21 protein-coding genes are annotated in these 23,770 nt (G+C 37.1%); all 21 read right to left on the bottom strand.

Annotation, left to right across the window (positions count from 1 at the left end):
* Positions 1–134 precede the first annotated feature (134 nt).
* The 21 genes from pyrE to ftsA all read right to left on the bottom strand — a co-directional run bounded on the left by pyrE (position 135) and on the right by ftsA (position 23,726).
* Complete coding sequence (gene pyrE, locus C1H58_RS10835) at positions 135–743, bottom strand: orotate phosphoribosyltransferase (RefSeq protein WP_165546166.1); 609 nt, start codon at positions 741–743, stop codon at positions 135–137.
* Positions 731–1,435: an orotidine-5'-phosphate decarboxylase gene (gene pyrF / locus C1H58_RS10830; RefSeq protein WP_060830052.1), complete on the bottom strand. Its 705-nt coding sequence runs from the start codon at positions 1,433–1,435 to the stop codon at positions 731–733. The genes pyrE and pyrF overlap by 13 nt, the downstream gene beginning before the upstream one ends.
* A complete protein-coding gene (locus C1H58_RS10825) occupies positions 1,425–2,357 on the bottom strand; it encodes a dihydroorotate dehydrogenase (RefSeq protein WP_060830053.1) in 933 nt (310 codons plus the stop codon). The genes pyrF and C1H58_RS10825 overlap by 11 nt, the downstream gene beginning before the upstream one ends.
* Entirely contained in the window at positions 2,354–3,118 is a 765-nt protein-coding gene (locus C1H58_RS10820) for a dihydroorotate dehydrogenase electron transfer subunit (RefSeq protein ID WP_050346229.1), read from the bottom strand. Before C1H58_RS10820 ends, C1H58_RS10825 begins: the two co-directional genes overlap by 4 nt.
* Positions 3,119–3,132: 14 nt before the next feature.
* Positions 3,133–6,306: a carbamoyl-phosphate synthase large subunit gene (gene carB / locus C1H58_RS10815; protein WP_165546165.1), complete on the bottom strand. Its 3,174-nt coding sequence runs from the start codon at positions 6,304–6,306 to the stop codon at positions 3,133–3,135.
* Complete coding sequence (locus tag C1H58_RS10810; RefSeq protein ID WP_165546164.1) at positions 6,299–7,399, bottom strand: carbamoyl phosphate synthase small subunit; 1,101 nt, start codon at positions 7,397–7,399, stop codon at positions 6,299–6,301. Before C1H58_RS10810 ends, carB begins: the two co-directional genes overlap by 8 nt.
* Before the next feature lie 2 nt (positions 7,400–7,401).
* Positions 7,402–8,676 carry a dihydroorotase gene (locus C1H58_RS10805; RefSeq protein WP_165546163.1) on the bottom strand — a complete coding sequence of 425 codons (1,275 nt, stop codon included), beginning with the start codon at positions 8,674–8,676 and terminating at the stop codon, positions 7,402–7,404.
* A gap of 15 nt (positions 8,677–8,691) precedes the next feature.
* Positions 8,692–9,570 carry an aspartate carbamoyltransferase catalytic subunit gene (locus C1H58_RS10800; protein ID WP_165546162.1) on the bottom strand — a complete coding sequence of 293 codons (879 nt, stop codon included), beginning with the start codon at positions 9,568–9,570 and terminating at the stop codon, positions 8,692–8,694.
* Positions 9,571–9,589: 19 nt separating this feature from the next.
* Positions 9,590–10,882, bottom strand: a complete 1,293-nt coding sequence (locus C1H58_RS10795; protein WP_050331271.1) for a uracil-xanthine permease family protein — start codon at positions 10,880–10,882, stop codon at positions 9,590–9,592.
* 181 nt (positions 10,883–11,063) lie between these two features.
* The gene (gene pyrR, locus C1H58_RS10790; protein WP_050331977.1) at positions 11,064–11,588 is read right to left on the bottom strand and encodes a bifunctional pyr operon transcriptional regulator/uracil phosphoribosyltransferase PyrR; all 525 of its coding nucleotides are present in this window, start codon (positions 11,586–11,588) and stop codon (positions 11,064–11,066) included.
* Positions 11,589–11,954: 366 nt separating this feature from the next.
* Positions 11,955–12,872 carry an RluA family pseudouridine synthase gene (locus C1H58_RS10785; RefSeq protein ID WP_050331272.1) on the bottom strand — a complete coding sequence of 306 codons (918 nt, stop codon included), beginning with the start codon at positions 12,870–12,872 and terminating at the stop codon, positions 11,955–11,957.
* Between the two features lie 2 nt (positions 12,873–12,874).
* On the bottom strand, positions 12,875–13,357 hold the full coding sequence (lspA, locus tag C1H58_RS10780; protein WP_165546161.1) for a signal peptidase II: 483 nt from the start codon (positions 13,355–13,357) through the stop codon (positions 12,875–12,877).
* A 336-nt stretch (positions 13,358–13,693) separates the two neighbouring features.
* On the bottom strand, positions 13,694–16,438 hold the full coding sequence (ileS, locus tag C1H58_RS10775; RefSeq protein WP_050331277.1) for an isoleucine--tRNA ligase: 2,745 nt from the start codon (positions 16,436–16,438) through the stop codon (positions 13,694–13,696).
* Between the two features lie 197 nt (positions 16,439–16,635).
* Entirely contained in the window at positions 16,636–17,253 is a 618-nt protein-coding gene (locus C1H58_RS10770; protein ID WP_050331278.1) for a DivIVA domain-containing protein, read from the bottom strand.
* 23 nt (positions 17,254–17,276) lie between these two features.
* A complete protein-coding gene (locus C1H58_RS10765; protein ID WP_165546160.1) occupies positions 17,277–18,047 on the bottom strand; it encodes a YlmH family RNA-binding protein in 771 nt (256 codons plus the stop codon).
* A gap of 580 nt (positions 18,048–18,627) precedes the next feature.
* Positions 18,628–18,918 carry a YggT family protein gene (locus tag C1H58_RS10760; protein ID WP_060830060.1) on the bottom strand — a complete coding sequence of 97 codons (291 nt, stop codon included), beginning with the start codon at positions 18,916–18,918 and terminating at the stop codon, positions 18,628–18,630.
* An 11-nt stretch (positions 18,919–18,929) separates the two neighbouring features.
* On the bottom strand, positions 18,930–19,493 hold the full coding sequence (locus C1H58_RS10755) for a cell division protein SepF (protein WP_050331291.1): 564 nt from the start codon (positions 19,491–19,493) through the stop codon (positions 18,930–18,932).
* 5 nt (positions 19,494–19,498) lie between these two features.
* Positions 19,499–20,173 (bottom strand): YggS family pyridoxal phosphate-dependent enzyme, encoded by a 675-nt coding sequence (locus C1H58_RS10750; RefSeq protein WP_050331293.1) that lies wholly within the window; start codon positions 20,171–20,173, stop codon positions 19,499–19,501.
* Complete coding sequence (gene pgeF / locus C1H58_RS10745) at positions 20,174–20,986, bottom strand: peptidoglycan editing factor PgeF (protein ID WP_165546159.1); 813 nt, start codon at positions 20,984–20,986, stop codon at positions 20,174–20,176.
* Between the two features lie 140 nt (positions 20,987–21,126).
* Positions 21,127–22,296, bottom strand: a complete 1,170-nt coding sequence (gene ftsZ / locus C1H58_RS10740) for a cell division protein FtsZ (protein ID WP_050331297.1) — start codon at positions 22,294–22,296, stop codon at positions 21,127–21,129.
* Positions 22,297–22,325: 29 nt separating this feature from the next.
* Positions 22,326–23,726, bottom strand: a complete 1,401-nt coding sequence (gene ftsA / locus C1H58_RS10735) for a cell division protein FtsA (RefSeq protein ID WP_165546158.1) — start codon at positions 23,724–23,726, stop codon at positions 22,326–22,328.
* Positions 23,727–23,770 lie beyond the last annotated feature (44 nt).

Below are 23,770 nucleotides of genomic sequence, written 5' to 3'. Positions count from 1 at the left end.
TAACAGTTCCTACTACCAAGCCTGTAACGGACTTTCACCGTCAAGTTGTTACCCATGCCGGGCGCAATATAAAGAAGCGGGATAGCAATCAAATTGATTTTCTTATCCCGCTCTTTCTATTGCGTATCTCTCAATTAAAGTTGATTACGCCAATTAATTAATGTTTCAATATCTGCTTCTGAGATTTTACCTTCAGCTTGCGCAACTTCGATTAACTCATCGTAATGACTCAACGTATAAAAAGGCACGTTGGCATCTTTAAACATTTCATCAGCTTTACTTAATCCGTATGTAAAGATGGCAACGACACCTAATACATCCGCTCCTGCTTCACGTAAAGCATTAACTGCTGTAATCGATGAACCACCCGTCGAAATTAAATCTTCCACAACCACTACTTTTTTATTGTTACTTAATGCACCTTCTATTTGGTTTTGCTTACCATGACTTTTACTTTTTGAGCGTACATAATTCATCGGCAAACTCATTTTATCTGAGATATAGGCTGCATGTGGAATGCCCGCAGTTGCTGTTCCAGAAACAACTTCAACATCTGGAAAGTGTTTTTCAATAAGTTGTATTAAACCATCACGGATTGCTTCACGTACTTCAGGATAACCTAACGTCACACGATTATCACAGTATATCGGCGATTTGATACCCGAGCTCCATGTAAACATCTCGTTTGGAGATAAAGAAACTGCTTCAATATCTAATAATGATTTTGCAATTAATTTTGACATTCATTTAACCAACTTTCCTTAATTTGATGATAGCTTTCTACAGGATTGTCACTTTGTGTAATAGGTCGACCAACAACGATGTGCGTGGACCCACGTTTTTTTGCATCTTCAGGTGTCGTTATTCTTTTTTGATCATCTGATCTACTATTCGCCGGACGAATTCCTGGCGTCACTTTTAAGAAGTTCTCTCCACATTCCGCTTTTAATAGACTCGCTTCTAATGGTGAGCAAACAACACCATCAAGTCCAGCGCGTTGAGCAAGTTGCGCATAATTCAACACCGCTTCTTCCATTGTTGTTTGAATATTTTGTTCATGATGAAGTTGTGTTTCTGATGTCGATGTAAGTTGCGTTACTGCGATCAGTTTAATATTCGGATTATGTTTTTTTAAACCTTCAACGGCACGTTTCATCATTTCTGATCCACCGGCAGCATGAACGTTAACCATATCAACATCCAGTTGAGCTAATCCTTCCATCGCCTTGCCCACTGTATTTGGAATATCATGTAATTTCAAGTCGAGAAAAATATCATGGCCTAATGCTTTTATCTTTTTGATAAGCTCAGGTCCTGTTTGATAAAAAAGTTCCATGCCCACTTTAACAAATAAAGATTCATCAAAGTGGTTTAAAAATGCGATAACATCCGCTTCAGTTGCGAAATCTAATGCGATAATGGGGTCATTTCTCATGTACTGACAATCCTTTCTGCGTGCGTCCTTTTATATCTAAGATGTGTTGAACATTAAGTTCATCTAATCGTTCAGGTAAGTCATCAATAATTTCTTTACATACTAATGGATTTTGGAAATTTGCAGTCCCTACAGCAACCGCATCTGCACCCACTGAAATATAGTCAATGACATCTTGAGCGTTTTGTACACCACCCATTGCGATAATAGGAATATGAGGCAATGCTTTTCTTACTTCATAGACCATTCGTAATGCGACTGGCTTAATTGCAGGACCACTTAAGCCACCGATAATATTATGAATAATAGGTTGGCCCGTACGAGGATCGATTTTAAGACCAACAAGGGTATTTATCATTGTAAGTCCATCTGCATATTCAGCGATAGCTTGAGCCATTTCCACAATATTGGTCACATTAGGTGACAATTTGACATAAACCGGCACAGAAGATACTGCCTTAACTTTGCGTGTTAATTCAGCTGCTACTTCAGGATCGACACCAAATTGCATGCCACCCTCTTTGACATTAGGACAAGAGATGTTTAATTCTAGTGCCTTTACATTTGGCGCTTTAGAAATATGCTCTGCAACGTAGACATAATCTTCTTCCAAAGAACCGGCTACATTCGCAATAATTGGCACATCATATGCTTCCAACGCTTTCAATTCGTGTTCAATAATATGATGGACGCCAGGATTTTGTAATCCGATGGCATTAATCATACCGCTATCCGTTTCGGCAACACGCGGTGTTTCATTACCGAACCTTGCTTCTTTTGTAGCTGCTTTAATCATGATTGCGCCTAAATCAGACAAGTCATAAAATTGTCCGTATTCTGCGCCAAAAGCAAAGCAACCACTGGCAGGCATAACTGGGTTCTTAAGAGATAAACCGGGTATTTCTACATTTAATCGACTCATAATACAACAGCTCCTCTCTCGAAAACAGGTCCATCTGTACATACTTTAACGTAATCAGTCGGATGATTAGGCACATGACATACACAAGCAAAACAAGCACCAATACCGCATCCCATTCTTTCTTCTAATGAAATGTATCCAGGTACATCCTTTAAAGCTTCTAATTCATTTAATGCTTTTAACATCGGTTTTGGCCCACATGTATAAAAAATATCATAATCGATTGGAAGTTGGTCAATGACCGTTGTAACAAATCCCTTTTCACCTTTTGAACCATCTTCTGTTACAATATGTGTTTCTCCTAAAGCTTTGAAGTGATTTTCATAAAAAACATCTTTAGATGAACGAAAACCAAGTACATGAACAGTTTCAATACCATTTTGATTGAGTTGTTTAGACAGTTCATAAAGCGGTGGTACCCCTATTCCGCCACCTACGAGCAATGCTTTTCGTTTCGCTTTATCAACTGGGAAGCCATTTCCAAGTGGTGCTAAAATGTCGATTTCATCCCCTTCATGTAAAGCTGCAATACGCTTCGTACCTTCTCCTTCAGCACGGAAAAGCATTGTAAAGCTATTGCTTTCTTGATCAATTTCACAAATTGAAATCGGTCTTCGTAACATGTGTAATGAACCTTCTCCAGTCTTAATGTGTACAAACTGACCGGGTTGCTTTAAATCAGCAACCGCCGGCCCAGATACTTTCAGTTCATAAATACGATCCGCAATATTTTGATTAGAGATGACAGTTAATTTTTCCACCACAACTTAACCTCCTACATATTTCTCATAGAGAATGTCATACTTTCAATCACATTCGTTAATGCATTTGCTGTATCAAGTGATGTGAGACATGGCACGCCATTTTCTACTGATGCGCGACGAATTTGGAAACCGTCCCTTTCGATTGTTTTACCTTTAGTCATTGTGTTAATAACGATTTGAACGTCGCCGTTTTGAATCTTTGTGATAAGATCGTCATGACCACCAATTTTATCAACCGTTTGCACTTTAATCGCATGCTCAGCTAATTTTTTAGCTGTGCCTTCTGTCGCTATAATTTTATACCCAACTTCATTCAGACGCTTTGCAATTTTGACCATTTCGTCTTTATCTTTATCACTCACAGTGATTAATACCGTTCCATAATCTTTAACTTCCATCCCTGCCGCTGTTAAGCCTTTGTAAAGCGCCTTTTCAAGTGTTAAATCGCGTCCCATGACTTCACCTGTAGATTTCATTTCAGGTCCTAAAGTGATGTCTACATTTTTTAATTTATTAAAACTAAATACGGGGGCTTTCACAAATACCCCTTCTTGATAGGGTTGAATACCGGGTTCAAAACCGAGTTCTGATAATTTCTGTCCCATAATAGCTTTCATTGCGAGCTGTGCCATTGGAATTTCAGTGATTTTACTTAAAAATGGGACTGTGCGACTTGATCTTGGGTTCACTTCTAAAACATATACCCCATCATGTGCAAGGACGAACTGAATGTTAATTAATCCGATGACATTTAAGCCTTTTGCCAGTTTAATCGTATAAGCTTCAAGCGTAGCGATTTCATCTTGAGTTAATGTTTGTGGTGGGTATACCGCAATGGAGTCTCCAGAGTGAACACCAGCACGTTCAATATGTTCCATAATTCCCGGTATAATAACCGTATCACCATCACAAATGGCATCGACTTCTATTTCTTTACCTGTTAAGTAACGGTCTACTAATACTGGATGTTCAGGGCTTGCTTTAACCGCTTCTTTCATATAATTTTCTAACTCGTCATCGTTATAAACAATTTCCATTGCGCGTCCGCCTAATACGTAAGACGGTCTTACAACTACTGGATAACCAATGTCTCTCGCATTGGCCAAAGCTTCTTCAGCTGAAGTTGCTGTTTTCCCTTTTGGTTGTGGCACTTGAATTTGATTTAACAAAGCTTCAAACTCTTTTCTGTCTTCAGCGCGATTTAAATTCTCTAATGATGTTCCTAAAATTTCCACACCATATTTTGCTAATTTATCAGCAAGGTTGATTGCAGTTTGACCACCAAACTGAACGACAACGCCTTTAGGACGTTCTAAGTTAATAATGTTCATAACGTCTTCTTCTGTTAATGGTTCAAAATAAAGCTTATCTGAGATAGAGAAATCTGTTGACACTGTTTCTGGATTGTTATTGACGATAATAGCTTCATAGCCGGCATTTTGGATAGCCCAAACTGCGTGTACCGTTGCATAGTCAAACTCTACACCTTGACCAATACGAATCGGACCTGAACCTAGAACAATTATTTTTTCTTTTTCTGTAACGATAGACTCATTTTCTTCTTCGTAAGTTCCATAATAATACGGCGTTGCAGATTCGAATTCAGCTGCACATGTATCCACCATTTTATATACTGGATTAATATGATGTTCTTGACGTAGTTGATATACCGCTTCCTCTGTCATTTCAAAGCGATGTGCGATGACACGATCACTGAAGCCAAAACGCTTCGCAAATCTTAAATAATCGATATCCCCTTTGTTTTCTTTTAACGCATGTTCCATGTCGATGATGTTTTTAAATTTATTTAAAAAGAAGTAATCGATACGTGTCATTTCATGAAGTTCTTCGAGTGTTGTTCCTCTGCGAATCGCTTCACCAATAAAGAATAAACGCTCATCATCTTGGGCTTGAATTCGAGATTTAATGTAATCCAAATCATAGGATTCACCGTTAGGTAAACCTAAATGATGGACGCCATACTCCAGTGAACGAATCGCCTTTAATAATGATTCTTCATACGTACGGCCGATTGACATGACTTCTCCAGTTGCTTTCATTTGTGTGCCGAGCTCGCGCTCACCTTTTTCAAATTTATCAAATGGAAAACGTGGAATTTTTGATACAATATAATCCAAACTTGGTTCAAATGCCGCATAAGATGTCCCTGTAACAGGGTTTTTCATTTCATCTAATGTGAGACCTACAGCGATTTTAGCAGCGAGCTTTGCAATCGGATAGCCGGTTGCCTTTGAAGCTAATGCTGATGAACGAGATACACGTGGGTTCACTTCAATGATATAGTACTGCATTGAATGTGGGTCAAGGGCAAGTTGAACGTTACAACCGCCTTCAATACCTAAAGCACGAATGACTTTAAGAGAGACATCGCGCAACATTTGATATTCCACATCTGATAGTGTTTGACTTGGTGCCACAACAACTGAATCTCCTGTATGAATACCAACGGGGTCGATATTTTCCATATTACATACAACAATTGCGTTATCATTTTTATCACGCATCACTTCGTATTCAATTTCTTTAAAGCCTGCTATTGATTTTTCAATTAAACATTGCGTTGCTGGGCTGTATTTCAATCCATTAGAAACGACTTCATGTAATTCCTCATCGTTATGACAAATACCACCACCTGTACCTCCCATTGTGAATGCAGGACGAACGATTAATGGATAACCGACTTTATTTTTAAATTCGATTGCTTGTTCAAGCGTGTTTACAATATCACTCTCTGGTACAGGCACATCCAGTTCATTCATCAGGCTACGGAATAATTCCCGGTCTTCAGCCTGTTCAATAGATGATAATTTTGTACCTAAAAGTTGAACATGATTTGATGCCAACACACCGCTTTCGTGAAGTTCAATCGCCATGTTTAATCCTGTTTGTCCACCTAATGTAGGCAGCAATGCATCAGGTTGTTCTTTACGTATGATACGTGCAATAAAATCATGCGTTAACGGTTCAATATAGACTTTATCCGCAATTTCTTTATCTGTCATAATCGTAGCAGGATTCGAGTTCACTAAAATGACACGATAACCTTCTTCTTTAAGTGCTAAACAAGCTTGTGTGCCAGCGTAATCAAATTCTGCTGCTTGACCAATAATAATAGGTCCTGAACCTATCACAAGAATCGTTTCAATGTCATTTCTTTTAGGCATAAGTAACGCGCTCCTTTTGTTTATTTTGTTGCATCATTTCAACAAACTGATCGAATAAGTAATTAGAATCTGTTGGTCCAGGACATGCTTCTGGGTGATATTGCACTGAAAATGCAGGTAACGTTTTATGTTTAAGTCCTTCAACTGTACCGTCATTTATAGCGATATGTGTAATCTCTAAATCTGTGTTTTCAATAGATGCTGCATCAATGGCATAACCATGGTTTTGACTCGTAAGCGCAATTTTCCCAGTTTTTAAATCTTTCACTGGGTGATTCGCACCACGGTGACCAAACTTCATTTTGAATGACTTTGCACCTTGAGATAAGGCAAATAATTGATGGCCTAGACAAATTCCGAAGAATGGAATTTTACCTAAAATACCATTAATCATTTCAAGGGCAACTTCGACATCCTCTGGGTCTCCAGGTCCATTGGATAACATGACACCATCTGGACGCATTTTAAGAATTTCATCAGCTGATGTATCATAAGGAACGACTGTCACTTCACAGCCACGTGCGTTCAATTCACGCACAATATTTTGTTTTTTACCGAAATCTACAAGTACCACGCGAAGATCAAATCCCGTTGAAACATAAGGCGTTTTTGTAGAAACTGTTGGCACCTCTGTTCTAGGGAATATCATTGTTTGTAGTTTTTGAATCATTTCATCAATTTCTGTTTCATGGTCTACAAAAGCAGCTTTTAAAACCCCATGCTGACGAATTTTTTTCGTAATACTTCTTGTATCTACACCACTCAAACCGGGAATGTCGTATTCTTTCAAAACTTCATCTATCGACTTTTGTGCCCGAAAATTACTTGGTGTCGTACAAGCCTCTTTAACCACAACACCATTTAATGTAGGCGTCAATGATTCGAAATCATCACGATTAATCCCATAGTTACCAATAAGTGGGTAAGTAAATGTAATAATTTGCCCTGTATACGAAGGGTCTGAAATTGTTTCTTGATATCCTGTCATTGCAGTATTAAAAACAATCTCCCCTTGTGTTAAGCGGTCTGATCCTAATTTAAATCCAGTATAATGTGATCCATCTTCTAACACGAGATAACGTTTTTCAAACATCTTTATTTTGCCCCCTCATAACAAATATGTCCTTCTACCATTGTCAAAATAGGATTACCGTATACTTTTTCTCCTAAGAATGGTGTATTCGATGCTTTAGACAAGAAGTCTTCTGCTTTAATTTCGTATTCGTCTTCTAAGTTAATCAACGTTAAATCTGCTAAGCTACCTTCTTCTAAACGACCGTATGGTAAATCAAAAGTTTGTGCAGGTTTCGTTGTTAAGTAGTCTACAAGTTGTTGTAATGACCAGTCTCCATTTTTAACAAAGTGCGTATACAATAATGGGAATGCAGTCTCACTACCCACAATACCAAATGGTGCACGTGTCATAGGTTGTGCTTTTTCTTCTGCTGCGTGTGGCGCATGATCTGTTGCAATGCAGTCAATTGTGCCATCTAATAAACCTTCTAATAATGCCGCTCTATCTTCGTGACTTCTTAGCGGCGGATTCATTTTATAGATTGCATTGTCACCTGGAATATCATCCTCTGTTAGTAAAAGATGATGAGGTGTGACTTCTGCGGTTACTGGAATACCTGCTTTTTTAGCATCTCTAATCACGCGTACACTTTCTTTTGTCGAAACATGACAAACATGATAGTGACATCCTGTTGCTTCACTCAATAAAACATCACGGGCAATTTGGACAGATTCACAAATATTTGGAATCCCCGGGATACCGAGCGCTTTACTTCTTTTACCTTCATGCATCGCACCACCATAAATCAAACTATTGTCTTCACAGTGGGCAACGACAGCTTTATTTTGAGCTTTAGCTTGTTGCATTGCTTCATACATCATTGAAGCTTGTTGGACACCGACACCGTCATCCGTAAAAGCAAAAGCACCATTTTCTGTAAGTGCTTTAAAATCTACATGTTCTCTCCCAGCCTGTCTTACAGTGATTGAAGCATAAGGTAATACACGCACATGTGCACTTTTAGCAATTAATTCATTCAAATGCGTTAAATTTTCTATAGAGTCAGGAACAGGCTTTGTATTAGGCATCGGACAAACAGTTGTAAAACCACCGCGAGCCGCTGCACGCGTTCCTGTTTCAATCGTTTCTTTATGTTCACCACCAGGTTCTCTTAAATGTACATGGATATCGATAAACCCTGGAGATAAGAAATGACCTTTTGCATCGATGATAGTCATTTCATCTGTTGCTTCTATTGATTCAGCAATTTGCTTGATTGTTTTACCTTCAATCAAAACATCTACCTTTTTTAATTGACCTGCTTCTAGCATTTTTGCATTTTGAATTAATTTCATATCCGATTCTCTCCCTTATTTTTTAATTGTTTCTGTCAGTACAGCCATTCTGAGATACACACCATTTTCCATTTGTTTAAAAATTCGTGATTGCTGTGCTTCAACTAAAGAATCGGCAATTTCAACATCCCGATTGACTGGTGCAGGATGCATAACAATCGCATGTTCTTGTAATTTTTCGTAGCGTTCTTCTGTGAGCCCGTATTGTGCATGGTATGAAGCTTTTTCAAACCCATGTGAGCCAACAGTATGTCTTTCATGTTGTACTCTTAGTAACATCACAATATCCACTTGATCGATGACGTCATCTAAGTCGACATATTCTGCTTCCATCGTATCGTCTTGCCAAATTTCAGGACTTGAGAACGAAACATTCGCACCCAGTGCTGTCAAACTGTGATAGTTACTTCGCGCAACACGTGAGTTTTTAATATCTCCACATATCACAACATTCAACCCTTTAAATCGTCCAAACTCTTCGTAAATGGTCATTAAATCTAACAGACTCTGTGTTGGATGTTGGCCGCTTCCATCGCCCGCATTAATGATTGGAATGCCCATGTTCAACAATTCATCATAATAGTTATTTTGTTCATGTCTAATAACTAAAGCGTCGCAACCTATACTTTGGAGTGTACGACAAGTGTCATAAAGCGATTCTCCTTTTTGTACAGAAGAAGCTGTTGATTCAAAATTAATTTGTTTAATGTTTAATCGGTGTTCTGCCATTTCAAAACTACATTTTGTACGTGTAGAGTTTTCAAAAAATAAGTTCGCTATATAATGACCTTCTAAACTGGGTACGTCTTCACCTTTCTTGTATTGAGAAGCTTTTTGAATAAGGTTTTCAATTTCTTTTACAGATAAGTGTTCCATTGAAACAAGATGTTCCATTGACAAGACCTCCTAATGTTTATCGTTTTGGTAAGAGTAAATTCAATAAAATACCTGCTGTTGCTGATAATGCCATACCTTCAATAGTTAATTTGACACCTAAATCAGACAAGTTAAGCATCATATTTCCAATTCCTATTACTAAAATGACTGAAGCAATGACAAGATTACGATTTTGAGCAAAATCCACTTGGCTTTCTACGAGCATTCTCAAACCGCTCGCTGCGATTGTACCAAATAACAATATAGACACACCGCCCATTACTGGTGTCGGGATAGATGAAATCAATGCTGTAAATTTACCTACAAACCCTAACATGATGGCAAATACAGCAGCGCCTCCAATGACATAAATACTGTAAATTTTTGTAATGGCCAACACACCAATGTTTTCACCGTAAGTTGTACTTGGTGGTCCACCGATAATGCTTGAAAACATTGTTGAAACCCCGTCGCCAATGATTGAACGATGTAAGCCTGGATCTTCGAAGAAATTACGTCCTACGATTTTATTGATGACCATTTGATGACCAATATGTTCACTTACTGTTACAAATACAATGGGCAACATGATGGTAATCAAACCGAGATGAATGGAAGGATGATAATCAGCAAATGGTAAGTAAATATCCGGGAACTGGAACCATGCTGCTTTTTCAACTGGTTTAAAGTCCACTATTCCAAATATAATCGCTGTAATATATCCCACGACAATACCTATGAGTACAGGAATTAGAGAAAAGAAGCCTTTCGCAAATCCTTGAATAATCAAAGTCACTAATAATGTAATGCCTGCAACTGCAATATAACTGAGGTTGTAGCCTTTCATATCTCCTGCATTTTCAAACATCGCCATATTAACAGCAGTTGGTGCAAGACTAAGACCAATAACCATAATGACAGGACCGACTACAACGGGTGGTAAGAGATGCATTAACCAGTTAATACCGCTTAACTTAATGGCAATCCCAATAATGACGTACATCACACCACTCATGAATAAGGCGACAAGCATATCGCCTAAGCTATTTGTGCTCAAACCTGTAATAATCGGTGTAATAAAAGCAAAACTTGAGCCTAAGTATGCAGGAATCTTTCCTTTCGTTATTAATATGTAGAATAATGTACCAATTCCTGAAGCAAGCAAGGCCGATGATACTGGAAGTCCAGTGAGAAACGGAACAAGTACCGTGGCACCAAACATCGCAAACAAGTGCTGTAAACTTAAAAATGCCCACTGCCCCGCTTTTGGTCTTTCATTCACATCGAGTACCGGTTGAACGGTACGTTTAAACATTTGATCGTTTTCCATAGTTTTCTTCCTTTCGCATAAAAAAAGTCTCTTCACCTTTTTTAAGGTAAGAGACTGAGGTTTGACATCTTTACATTTTATTCATTATCACTTTTACAAATACAACATTTGAATAGCATAAAATGAATACAAATAGGATGTGCTCGTCCTTTGTCAGTCTCTCGTACTGAATTAAAAGGCTTTATGTGATGACAACGGCATTGCGTTGATCAATTTCATTTAAATAAACACTGACAGATTCTTCATGTGAAGTCGGTATATTTTTACCAACAAAGTCAGCGCGTATTGGTAACTCCCGATGACCACGATCGACCAGTGTAGCAAGGCCTATCTTTTTAGGTCTTGTATACATTAAAATCGCATCAAGTGAGGCTCTAACTGTTCGACCTGTGTATAAAACATCATCCACGATGATGACCACGCGATTCGTTAGGTCTGCATTAATTTCAAAAGTCTTATTTAACTGTTGACTTCTTGCATCAATGTCATCTCGAAAGTCAGTAATATCAATCGTGCCAGTTGGGACTTCGACTTCTTCAATTTGTTGAATCTTTTGTTGAATACGTTTTGCCAGATACTCTCCACGCGTTTTAATACCAAGTAACGCTAAATTGTCTGATCCTTTATTATATTCTAAGATTTCATGAGCAATACGTGTTAGCGTACGATTTATCGCCGATTCATCTAAAATCACACGTTCAACCAACATTATTCACTCCTAACAAAAAACTCGTGTCTTTAATAGACACGAGTTTAGAATAAGCAAAATTCGTCATATCCCTATCGAAACATTTTAACGTCTCTCGTACGTTTAAAACACATTCTTATTAGGATTGAAAAGATTTTTACGTTCTCTATTCATGTCTTTTGAGCCTCACAGGACTCTAAATTAAAGACGTTTGTTTTTATAATTTTTTTCTTAAAACAATGGTAACGCTTTTTACAGGACTTGTAAAGCCTATATAGTAAGTTTTCTAATTTTATAATTGTGATGCGTGATAGAAAAATTCACTATTAGACCTTTTGATGTCAATCACATCCATTATCATTATTATTCGCTCTGCAATTAAGCTTATTTCTCTTCTTTTCTTAATTGTCCTAATAATTGTTCAAACGTTTCGGGTAACGGTGCTACACGTTCAATATACGCTCCTGTACGCGGATGATTAAATCCAATCACACCTGCATGTAACGCTTGACCTCCGATGTCTAACGTTTTCTTAGGACCATATTTAGGATCCCCTACAAGCGGATAACCGATATATTTCATATGAACACGAATTTGGTGTGTACGTCCTGTTTCTAATTGACATTCGACTAATGTGTAGTTTTTAAAATTTTCTATTACATTAAAATGCGTAACAGCCTCTTTTCCGTCATCTTCAACTGCCATCGCCTGTCTATCGTTTTTATTTCGTCCTATGGGCGCATCTATCGTGCCAAATTCATGTGGAATATGACCATGGACAAGCGCTGTATATTTACGCGTAACCGTTTTAGCCATTAATTGTTCAACAAGACTTCGATGTGCCACGTCATTTTTAGCAACCATTAATAAACCCGACGTGTCTTTGTCGATACGATGCACAATCCCAGGTCGAATTTCACCATTAATGCCTGATAAGTTTTTAATTTGATACATCAAACCATTTACAAGCGTCCCTGAGTAGTGTCCTGCTGATGGATGAACGACCATCCCTTTAGGTTTATAGACGATTGCGACATCTTCATCTTCATAATAAATATCTAAGTTTAAATTTTCCGGTTGTATATCTGCCTCTACCACTTCTTTTTCCGTTACTTCTATGTGATCTCCTGTTTTAAGTTTATAATTGGATTTAATGGTTTTCCCATTCACTTGAACTAAGCCTTCTTTAATCCAATCTTGTATTTGACTGCGAGACCACTCTGAGTTAAATTCCGGCAAAATTTTGTCTATACGTTGTAAATGGTGGGCTTCGTTATCAATTGTAAATTCATATTTTTCCATTGTTACACCTCACCTTTTTGGTTCTGATCTTTAAGTAATATAATCACAAGCAAAATAACACCTATCGTTAAACTTGCATCAGCAATATTAAAAATTGGGAAATCATATCCAAATATGACCGTATCTACAAAGTCTACAACTTCTCCTGTACGGACACGATCAATAAAATTACCTAATGCACCCGCAAAAAGTAAGCTTATCGCAATTTGCATCATCATTTGATTTTTAGCTTCTTTAATAAAAAATACAACTAAAGCAATGAGAATGATGACTGTAATAATGTAAAAGAATGTGATTTTACCACTTAATATGCCCCAAGCTGCGCCATTATTTCGATGTGATGTGATAGATAAAAAGTGAGGAATCACATTAAATGATTCACCTACTGCCATTTGTGTCCGAATCACAAATTTAGTTACTTGATCGGCAATCAAAATCAAAACCACTATAAATATTGAAAGCCCGAGATAATATTGTCGTTTCATATTATTTTTCCTTTCTTTTAATCACCGTTACATTATAACACGATATAAAAAAGTACGGTAAACGATACTCTCTATTTACTTAATAAAGTACACGTCATTAGTGAAAGTTGAATAACCACTTTGTTTCAAAACGAAAGGAATAATTAAAACAATAATGAAAAAATAGATTCAAATAGATGAAGCTTACTTTTTCATAAATTAACCTCCCAATAACATTTTTGTGTTATTAGAAGGTTAATAGTGTGAGCTATATTTGATTTTCAAATAAGGCGACTTTAGTTAACAGAATGCATCGAATTACTGCCAAATGACTCCTGTCTTAAAGCCAACGTTAACTTATAGTGTCTTCACAACCGCTTGGCATCGTGGACATAATCCAGATAAGCCAGCAACTGTACCTAAAGATTTACTATAATTCCAACAACGTTCACATTTTTGACCTTCTGCATGAACGATTTCGATTGTTCCATGTTGATAAACTTCACCTTGAGGTGCATCCACAACTTCGACTTGAGAAACTATAAAGAGTTGATGTAAATCTTCAAAGCCTTCTAAAAATTCAACTGTATCAAATGAAGGGCTATTACCAATTTTTACTTTTGCTTCTAAAGATTTACCAATTGTTTTTTCATTTCTCGCTGCTTCTAATGCACGGTTAACGTCATCACGCAGTGCCATAAATTGGCCCCATTTATCAAGCAAGGCTTGATCTACAGCTTCTTTTTCAGGCATATTCGTTAAATGTACACTTTCTTCTTCAACATGTTCAATATGTGACCAAACTTCATCTGCTGTATGTGGAATAATCGGTGCTAGTAATTTTGTCATATTAACTAAAATCTCGAAAAGCACAGTTTGCATACTACGACGTTTGTGTGCGTCACGTTTTTCAATATATAAAATGTCTTTACCATAATCTAAATAGAAGTTACTAAGTTCAACATTAATAAAGTTTTGAACTTCTTGATAAATATCAAGGTAATCAAAGTGCTCATAATGATCTAAAGTACTCGCTGTAAATTCTCTTAAGCGATGTAAAACATAACGATCCACTTCCAATAAATCGGCTTCTGCAATGCGATCTGTTGTAGGATTAAAATCATTCACATTACCTAATAAGAAACGTAATGTGTTTCTGATTTTACGGTAAACATCCGCCACTTGCTTAAGAATCTCATCAGAAATACGAACATCTGCAAGATAGTCAACCGAACTTACCCAAAGACGTGCGATATCTGCACCTTTTTGTTTTACAACTGTATCTGGGGCAGTCACATTTCCTAATGATTTACTCATCTTTTTACCTTCTCCATCCATCACGAAACCATGAGAAAGTAACATTTTGTAAGGTGCCACACCACGCGTTGCGACAGCTGTTGTAATTGATGAGTTAAACCAACCGCGATATTGGTCACTACCTTCTAAGTATAAGTCAGCTGGAAAACTAAGCTCAGGACGTGTTTCAAGTACGCCTCTATGAGAAGAACCTGAGTCAAACCACACATCCATGATATCTTCTTCTTTAGTAAACACACCATTTGGACTGCCAGGATGAGTAAATCCTTCAGGTAATAAGTCTTTCGCATCTTTTTCAAACCAGATATTTGAACCGTGTTTTTCAAATAAATCCGCAACGTGGTACACCGTTTCTTTTGTCATAATGATGTCGCCATTTTCAGCATAAAAAACTGGTAAAGGCACACCCCAAACACGTTGACGCGAAATGACCCACTCACCACGGTCACGAATCATGTTATAAATACGTGTTTTACCCCATTCAACTTTGAATTGCGTATTATCAATCGCATCTAAAATATCTTGACGTACTTTCGAAATTGATGCAAACCATTGCGGTGTTGCACGGAAAATAACTGGTTTTTTCGTACGCCAATCGTGAGGGTAACTATGTGTAATAAATTCGAGTTTCAATAAAGCACCTTTTTCAGTTAACAATTCTGTAATAGCTTTGTTAGCTTTATCATAAAACATACCTTCAAACTGACCTGCTTCTGCTGTGAACACACCTTTAGCATCGACAGGACTAATCACATCTAAACCATATTTTTGACCAACGATATAGTCATCTTCACCATGTCCAGGTGCAGTATGAACACATCCTGTACCCGCATCTGTAGTGACATGTTCACCGTTGATGACTAAGGAAATACGGTCAATGAAAGGATGTTGTGCCTCAACATACTCAAGCTCTGAGCCCTTAAAATCTTGCTCACGTACAATTGTCTCTTTATCCCAACCTAATTGCTCCACAACACTATCAACAAGTGCTTCTGCAATAATATACTTCGTCCCATTTACATTCATTTGGACATAAGTTAATTCAGGATGAACAGTAATCGCAACATTAGATGGTAATGTCCAAGGCGTTGTTGTCCAAATAATAAATTTAGCGTCTTCATCAACAACACCTTTTCCGTCTTTAACATCAAAAGCAACGTAGATGGATGCAGAACGTTTATCATGATATTCAATCTCTGCTTCTGCTAATGATGATTCACTAGAAGGTGACCAATAAACCGGTTTTTTCCCTTTATAAATTAGACCTTTATCTGCCATTTCACCGAATAAACGAATTTGAGCTGCTTCAAATTCAGGTTTCAATGTAATATAAGGATTTTGGAAATCGCCATTAATACCTAAACGCTCAAAGTCTTTTTTCTGAATTTCAATTTGTTCCATAGCGAAAGCTTGGCAACGATCACGAAATTCTGAAATTGACATTTCTTTACGTTTTACGCCTTTTTTAGTTAATGCTTGTTCGATTGGTAAACCATGTGTATCCCAACCTGGAACATACGGTGTATAGAAACCTTGCATCGATTTATAACGCGTAATGAAGTCTTTCAAAATTTTATTTAAAGCGTGCCCCATATGAACGCTTCCGTTTGCATACGGTGGACCATCATGCAAAATGTATGATGGATTCCCTTCATTTTTCTTAAGAATTTTATGATACAAATCTTGCTCTTTCCATTTTTGTTGAATTTGAGGTTCTTTATTAGGAAGACCCCCACGCATAGGAAAATCTGTTTTTGGCATTAATAAAGTATCTTTGTAGTCCATTTGACATTACACTCCTTTAACTGAAAAAGAACTCTAAGCTCAATAACAGGGACGGACTGACCGCGGTACCACCCTGATTAACTCAGCTTAGAGTTCTCTCAAAAATTTATTAATATTCAACAAAACAGTGATATAAGAAAAGGACATCTATTAGGCTCTCACTCTCCCTAATTCGCTGTATCCATGCTTATCTTTTCTTACTTGTCTGTTTCATCTTTAGATTGTGTTGTTTCGTTTTCATCTGATTGTGGCTTCTCATTGTTATTTTGAGCAGCCTGTTGCTCTTGTGCTGTGATATCTTGTTGGTTTAAATGTTGGAAGTTTTCCTCAGTTACTTGTTGCGCATCTAAATCATAATTAAGGAGATAGTCCCAATCATCATTTTTTAATAAATCTAGCTGCGCTTCAACAAGCATTCTAAAGCGAGAACGGAAAATTTTCGATTGTCGCTTCATATCTTCAGTTTGGAAAGATAAACGACGTGCTTTTTCTAAACCATCGTTTACAATTCGATTTGCCTCTGCTTGTGCTTTTTGAATCATCGCATCATGCTCTTTTTGTGCAGCTGCTTTGGTTTCATCTGCCGCTCTTTGGGCACTCACAATTGCTTCTCCGACTGATTTTTCAACATCTTTAAAAGATTGAATATGTGAGTCGCGTTCTTTTAACACATTTTCTAATTGCTTTTTATCTTCTCTTAAACGCTCAAGTTCTTGACTCAACTGTTCTAAATATTGTTCAACTTCTTCAGGTTCAAAGCCATTTTTAATACGCGTAAACGATTTATTTTTAATCTCGCTTGGTGTAAAAGCCATAAATTGCCCTCCTCCATCATACACTATTTAAATAAAGTTTGATAGGTGATTCTTAGTTTATCTTTTTTAGTACGACTCCCTATTTCAACCACTTTAGCGCGTCCATATCCTTGTATCGATAATAAATCCCCAGCTTGAAGCTGAAAATCAGCTGCCTCAATCAATGTGTGGTTGACTTTGACACGCTTACGTTGAATATAAGTTTTCGCTATGGTACGTGACTTTCTGATCATTTCTTTTAAAACGACATCAAGGCGTGTTGCACTGACTGTTGCTTCATGTGTCTCCCAATACGCTTCTGATTGTACCATATCTTCAAACGGGATAACATTAAGTTTAATCGTAGCCCCTTTAATACGTGTTAATTCTAACATGATATACGATTCCAGTTGTTTTGTCAAAACGAATTGTATTCGATCCGCAACAATAATATCGCCCACTTGTTCACGTTCAATCCCTAATGACATTAATGTTCCTAAAACATGTTGATGTTGAATCGTCACAAATTTTGAAGGATAGTGGATTTCAATTAAACTGATTTCAAAATCATCCAAAGTGGGTTCAAAATAAGTCGGCGCAATTACAGCACGGCACCTTTCAGCTTGATGTCCACCATTAAAAGTTACATGCAAATCACTAAAACTACCTACAATCACTTGCAACATATATTGACCACGTGGATCTAAAAAGTGTGTTAACACAGGCGCATACTGTGTTTCAGCCTGCCTTACTTTATCTAATAAATAATCGATTTGTTCATGTTCCTCAGGTCTAAAATGTTGATAAATATCCAAAGATGGAACTCCTTTTCATATTAATACATCCATTTTCATCGCGCTTCAATTAAATAAGTCACGAATAATATATTTCCTATTAATTTTATCATTAATTTCGCATTTTAATAAAGAAGAAGCTTCTCATTCAATTCATTAACTTCAAGTTCTTTAATGATTGATAGCAAAAGTGTCGTTCACACCCATCAATTCATGATTAAACGCACAAACTAAAAAAGACGTTGAACTACGAAATCAGCTAGATTTCTGTTCAACACCTTTTTTGATGTATCGATTAAGTTAAGCTTATATAACCGATAGCGTAATACTGATTAATGGTAAATGGCTAATGATAATCTAAAGTACCTTGATTATCTCATTATGAGAAAATTACGCTCTTCATTTCTTCTTAAAATGTCAAAAACGTTTCTCAATCCGCCATTGAGAAACGCCTAAACAAATTATTGAATTAGTGATATGTGATTCATACAACACACTTCTAACACATGTCGAAACAAATAAGATTATCGACAATCTCAGTAATTTGAAACACAGTACATTTTTCATTCATGAGACATACGACCTTGTCGGTATACTCATACTAATAAAAATGATTAATGATTAAATTAAAAATGGATCGAAGTCCACGTTGAAATAAATTCAGTACGATAAATGCGACAATCGGTGATATATCGATAAAACCGAGTGGCGGTATTATTCTTCTAAATGGTTCTAAAAAAGGCTCATATATTTTAGCCATAAAGCGACCTACGACACTTTCACGTGCGCCTGGAAGCCAAGACATGAAAATATAAATAATCATACCAAATGTATAAGCTTCGACCAAAAATAAAAGAAAATTAAAGATTGTCGTGATTAACTGTATACTCATAGAATTCTCCCTTATTCATAATGATTTCCCATGGATTCGATATGATCTGTAATACTACCTGCAACTTCGACATTGTCAGGTGTACATAGAAAAATATCCGCACCCACACGTTGTATATCTCCTCCGATAGCATAAACTGTACCACTTAAAAAGTCTATGATACGTTTTGCTGATACTGGGTCAATGCGTTGAAGATTAACAAGTGTTGCACGACGGTTTTTTAACTCGTCTGCAATATCCTGTGTATCTGAAAATACGCGTGGTTCAAATAAACACATTTTTGAATTACCACTTTGATAATTCTCTTGGGCTTGATTCATACTCACCACATTCCCTTGCTCTTGTTTTTGTGCAACTTGGTATTGCTTATCATTTTGAGAAGACTTCATACGCGTAGTTTGTCGTTTATTAGGCACAGATTGAATTGCACGAGGTCTCTCACTTTGCTGTTTTGCCGGTTGCTGTGCATTATGTGATTGCTGCTCACGTTCTTGACGACGCTCTTCTTCTTCAATGAATTCATCATCATCTTCTTCGATTGAGAAAAAACCGTTAAACAGATCTTTAATAGCCAATGGATTCACTCCTCTTTTCCTACTAGACGCGTTCCAATTCTCACAAATGTCGCACCTGCTTCCGTAGCAATATGGAAATCATTGCTCATACCCATTGATAATTCGGTACATGGCGCATGTGTTAGATTCATTGCTTGGACTTCATCGCGTTTAATTTTAAGTTTTTCGAAAATTGATTTTAAGTATGCTGTATCGTCAGTATAAGGTGCCATTGTCATTAATCCGACAACATGAATATAACGATAGTCTTTTAACATTTCAATAAATGGAATGACGTCATCAAGTGATATACCATGTTTCGATGTTTCGCCTGAGACATTCACTTGGACAAAGCATTTAATTTCATGATGTGCACGTTTGCTAATCTCTTTAGCTAAACTTTGACGATCTAATGCATGTAAATAGTCTATTTCATCGATGACATCTTTCACTTTACGTGATTGTAATGAACCGATAAAATGCATTTTTACATCATCAGGTAATGCTGCTTTCTTTTCCAAAAAGCCTTCAATACGATTTTCACCAAAGTGCCGAAGACCAGCTTCATATGCTTCTATAGCTCGCTCTATTGTAACATATTTCGTCACTGCAATCACGTTTGGTAATGTTTCGTCGTCTCTCTGATGTGCGTGTTCTCGTATCTCTTGTTGAATTTCCTCTAAATTCGATTTTACTGACATTTATTCATTCCCTCTTTCATTCGATGATTGACCAATAAATGCTAACATTCTTCCCGTATTACCTTTTTCTACACGATACGAAAAGAAACGTTCTAAGTCTTTGGATGTCGAATAATCGGTAAGATATATATTTGCTTTAGGAACGCCATAATACTCACATAACAATTGATTGGCATATTTCAAGTCGATGCCGTGTCTGTCTGTATCTCTCGTCTCAACATATGCTTCAATTGGGATAGGCAAGTTTTGAAATTTTTTCAATATATCATCGTTAATCTCATAACTATTCGATGTCGCAGGCCCAATCACCACATAAATATCTTTATAATCAAAAGGAAACTGATCTAGTACACGGTGCACGATCGTTGCTACTGTCCCACGCCATCCAGCGTGTGCTAGCGCAATATAATGATGTTTTGGACTGTAAAAATAAATCGGTACACAGTCTGCAAAGCACATAGTTAAAACCGTATCTGTATCATACGTATATAACCCATCCACACCGAATAATACATCATTCGATAATGCTTCTATATTTTTACCTCGATCCTCTTTTGATACTTCTAATACTTTAGCTTCATGCGTTTGAATTGGAAAAACCCAGTTTTCAGGGGAAAAACCTATTTCTTGACCCAGCATTTCTTGATGCTTTGTAATGTTTTCAGCTTTGTCTTCAACATATCTTGCCATGTTAAAGGCATCAGAAGGATAAGCACTTAAACCACCTTGTCGTGTTGTTATACCAATATGAACACCATGTCCTAAACTAGGCTGATAACTGAGATGATGCGGTTTTTCAACGAATAAATCCATAAAAATCACTCCTTTATGAATAAATGTAAAGCGCTTTAAATTAAGATGCCATTAAAAAAGCTAGGACAATGAAGAAATGACAATTGTCCTAGCAGTTCACTACACATTTAAGTGTATTTCATATATCAACGTATACACAATTAACGACGTGTTCTTCTTGAACGTCTTTCTTCTCTGTTACGAATAAAACTTGGAATATCATCGTCCGCTGTTGTATGACTACGTCCGCTTTCAACTTCTTTTTCTTGAGAAGTTGCTGGTGCATTGTGGCTACCGAAACTTGATTCTTTTGGTGCAGTTTGTGATGCACTTGCGCCAAAACCAGAATGACCTTGTTTACGTGCATGAGATGATGGTTTATCTTCAAAACCAGTCGCAATCACTGTTACTACAATTTCATCTTGTAGCTCAGGGTTAATCACCGTACCGAAGATCATGTTAACATCTTCATCTGCTGCATCTTGAACAATATCAGCAGCTTCTTGTGCTTCAAATAGTGATAATGATTCGCCACCAGTGATATTCATTAACACACCTTGCGCACCCACAATTGAAGTCTCAAGTAATGGAGAAGAAATCGCTTTTTTAGCAGCTTCTACTGCTCTGTTTTCACCTGATGACACACCGATACCCATCAATGCTGAACCTTGGTTAGACATAATAGTTTTAACGTCTGCAAAGTCAAGGTTAACTTCACCAGATACAGCGATTAAGTCAGAAATACCTTGAACACCTTGACGTAATACGTTATCTGCTTCTTTGAATGCTTCCATCATTGGTGTAGACTTATCAACGATATCTAATAAACGATCGTTCGGAATAACGATTAATGTATCAACTGCTGCTTTCATTGCTTCAACACCAGCGGCTGCTTGTGTTTGACGTTTACGGCCTTCAAAGCCAAATGGACGCGTTACAACACCGACTGTTAATGCACCCATTTCTTTAGCGATTTTGGCTACAACTGGCGCAGCACCTGTTCCAGTACCGCCACCCATACCGGCAGTAACAAACACCATATCTGCACCTTGAATGGCATCTTCAATTTGCTCTCTTGACTCTTCGGCAGCTTTTTTACCGATTTCAGGGTTAGCACCTGCACCTAAGCCACGTGTAAGTTTTTCACCAATTTGGATTTTAGATTCTGCTTTAGATAAGTTTAAAGCTTGTCCATCCGTGTTAATCGCAATAAATTCAACGTTGTTCATACCGTGGTCAATCATTCGATTCACAGCGTTGTTACCGCCACCGCCGACACCGATGACTTTAAGTGTCGCTAAATGATTAAATCCTTGTTCAAATTCTAACATTTAAATTTCCTCCTAATCTTTGTAGCCAATCAATCAAACAGTGATTTCATTATCTTTTTAAACTTGCTCTCTTCTTGTTTTGGTTGCGCTTGTTCATTTCGGTCTACATCGTCTTCAAATACCTCTACCGAAGTATCTTCTTCAACATGTTCTGATTTTGAAGTTTCTTGTGGTTGTTTTTTCGATTTTTTCTTGAAAAATGATTCAAATCCACCTACTTTAGGTTCTTGTCGTTTTGAATCGCTTTCAATAATCTCTTCTTCAATTTCTTCATTATCATGATTACTTATTGTAACATAATCTAATAACTCATCGAAAGCAATACTACTAGAAATTGTCGAAATTGCTGAAGAAAATTCTGGTTTTCTTACTCCCATTTGTGACGGTGTATGAATACGCACTTTTTCGCTGACCATATCCTGTAGTAATTCTTTTACACCTAGTAAGTTAGCAGAGCCACCGGTTACGACAAAACCACCGTTTACTTTGTTTAATCCTAATTCTGCTAAAATATCAAAAACATCAAAGAATATTTCTTCTACACGTACTTCAATCGCATCACTTAATTCTTTTTGAGTGAATTGTGCAGGTTCATCAGAATCAAGCTGTTCAACACTGAATACATCTTGATCTGAAGCTGAGTCATAAAATGCATGTCCATATTGTTGCTTAATCTTCTCAGCTGTTTCATATGTAGTGTTTAAAAATTTTGCGATGTCTTCTGTAATGCGACGTCCCGCCTTAAAGACGACATCTGCATCAACTAATTCACCGCGTTCATAAAATGCAATTTGTGTAAGATCTTCACCGATATCGATGACGCAAGCACCAAGTTCGCGTTCAGTAGGTGTTAAAACCGAACGATAGTTGAGTGAATCTGAATAGACATCTAAAACATCTACGCCACAAGATTCAACACATTTAATCGTATTAATTAAAATGGATTTATTGATCGCGATGACACCAGCATCCACTTGAAGTGAATGACGTGCGACAAGTTCTTTCGGATCAGAAACTTCATTGTCATCATCAACAATAAATCGAATTGGGAACGTATTAATGACATCCGTTCCAGGTTCGGCATTTTTCTCACGAATACCGTCGAGTACTTCTTCAATATGTGTCCCATTAATTTCTGTATCTTTGTGAAACTCAATTTTGTTTGTTTCATCAAAAACCTCTGTACTTACAATGGGTAACTTTAAAAAAACTTCTTTAATATCAACACTTGATGCTATTGATGCTTTCTTAATTGTGTCTTTAATCGCTTGTTTTGCAATATCAAAATCATCAATCAAACCATTTTTAATTCCACTCGTATAGGTCTGCCCTGTACCTATCACATTAATTCCGTTATGAAATTTTTCACCAACAATCGCTTTCACGCTTGATGAGCCGATATCTACACTAACATAATAATGCTCTTCCATAGATAGGCACCTCCTGACATTTCTTTACATAATTACACTATTAT

The organism is Staphylococcus sp. 191, assembly GCF_011174885.1.
Classification (GTDB): domain Bacteria; phylum Bacillota; class Bacilli; order Staphylococcales; family Staphylococcaceae; genus Staphylococcus; species Staphylococcus coagulans.
The sequence above is the reverse complement of the archived record's forward strand: the minus strand, read 5'-3'. Positions and strand labels throughout refer to the sequence as shown.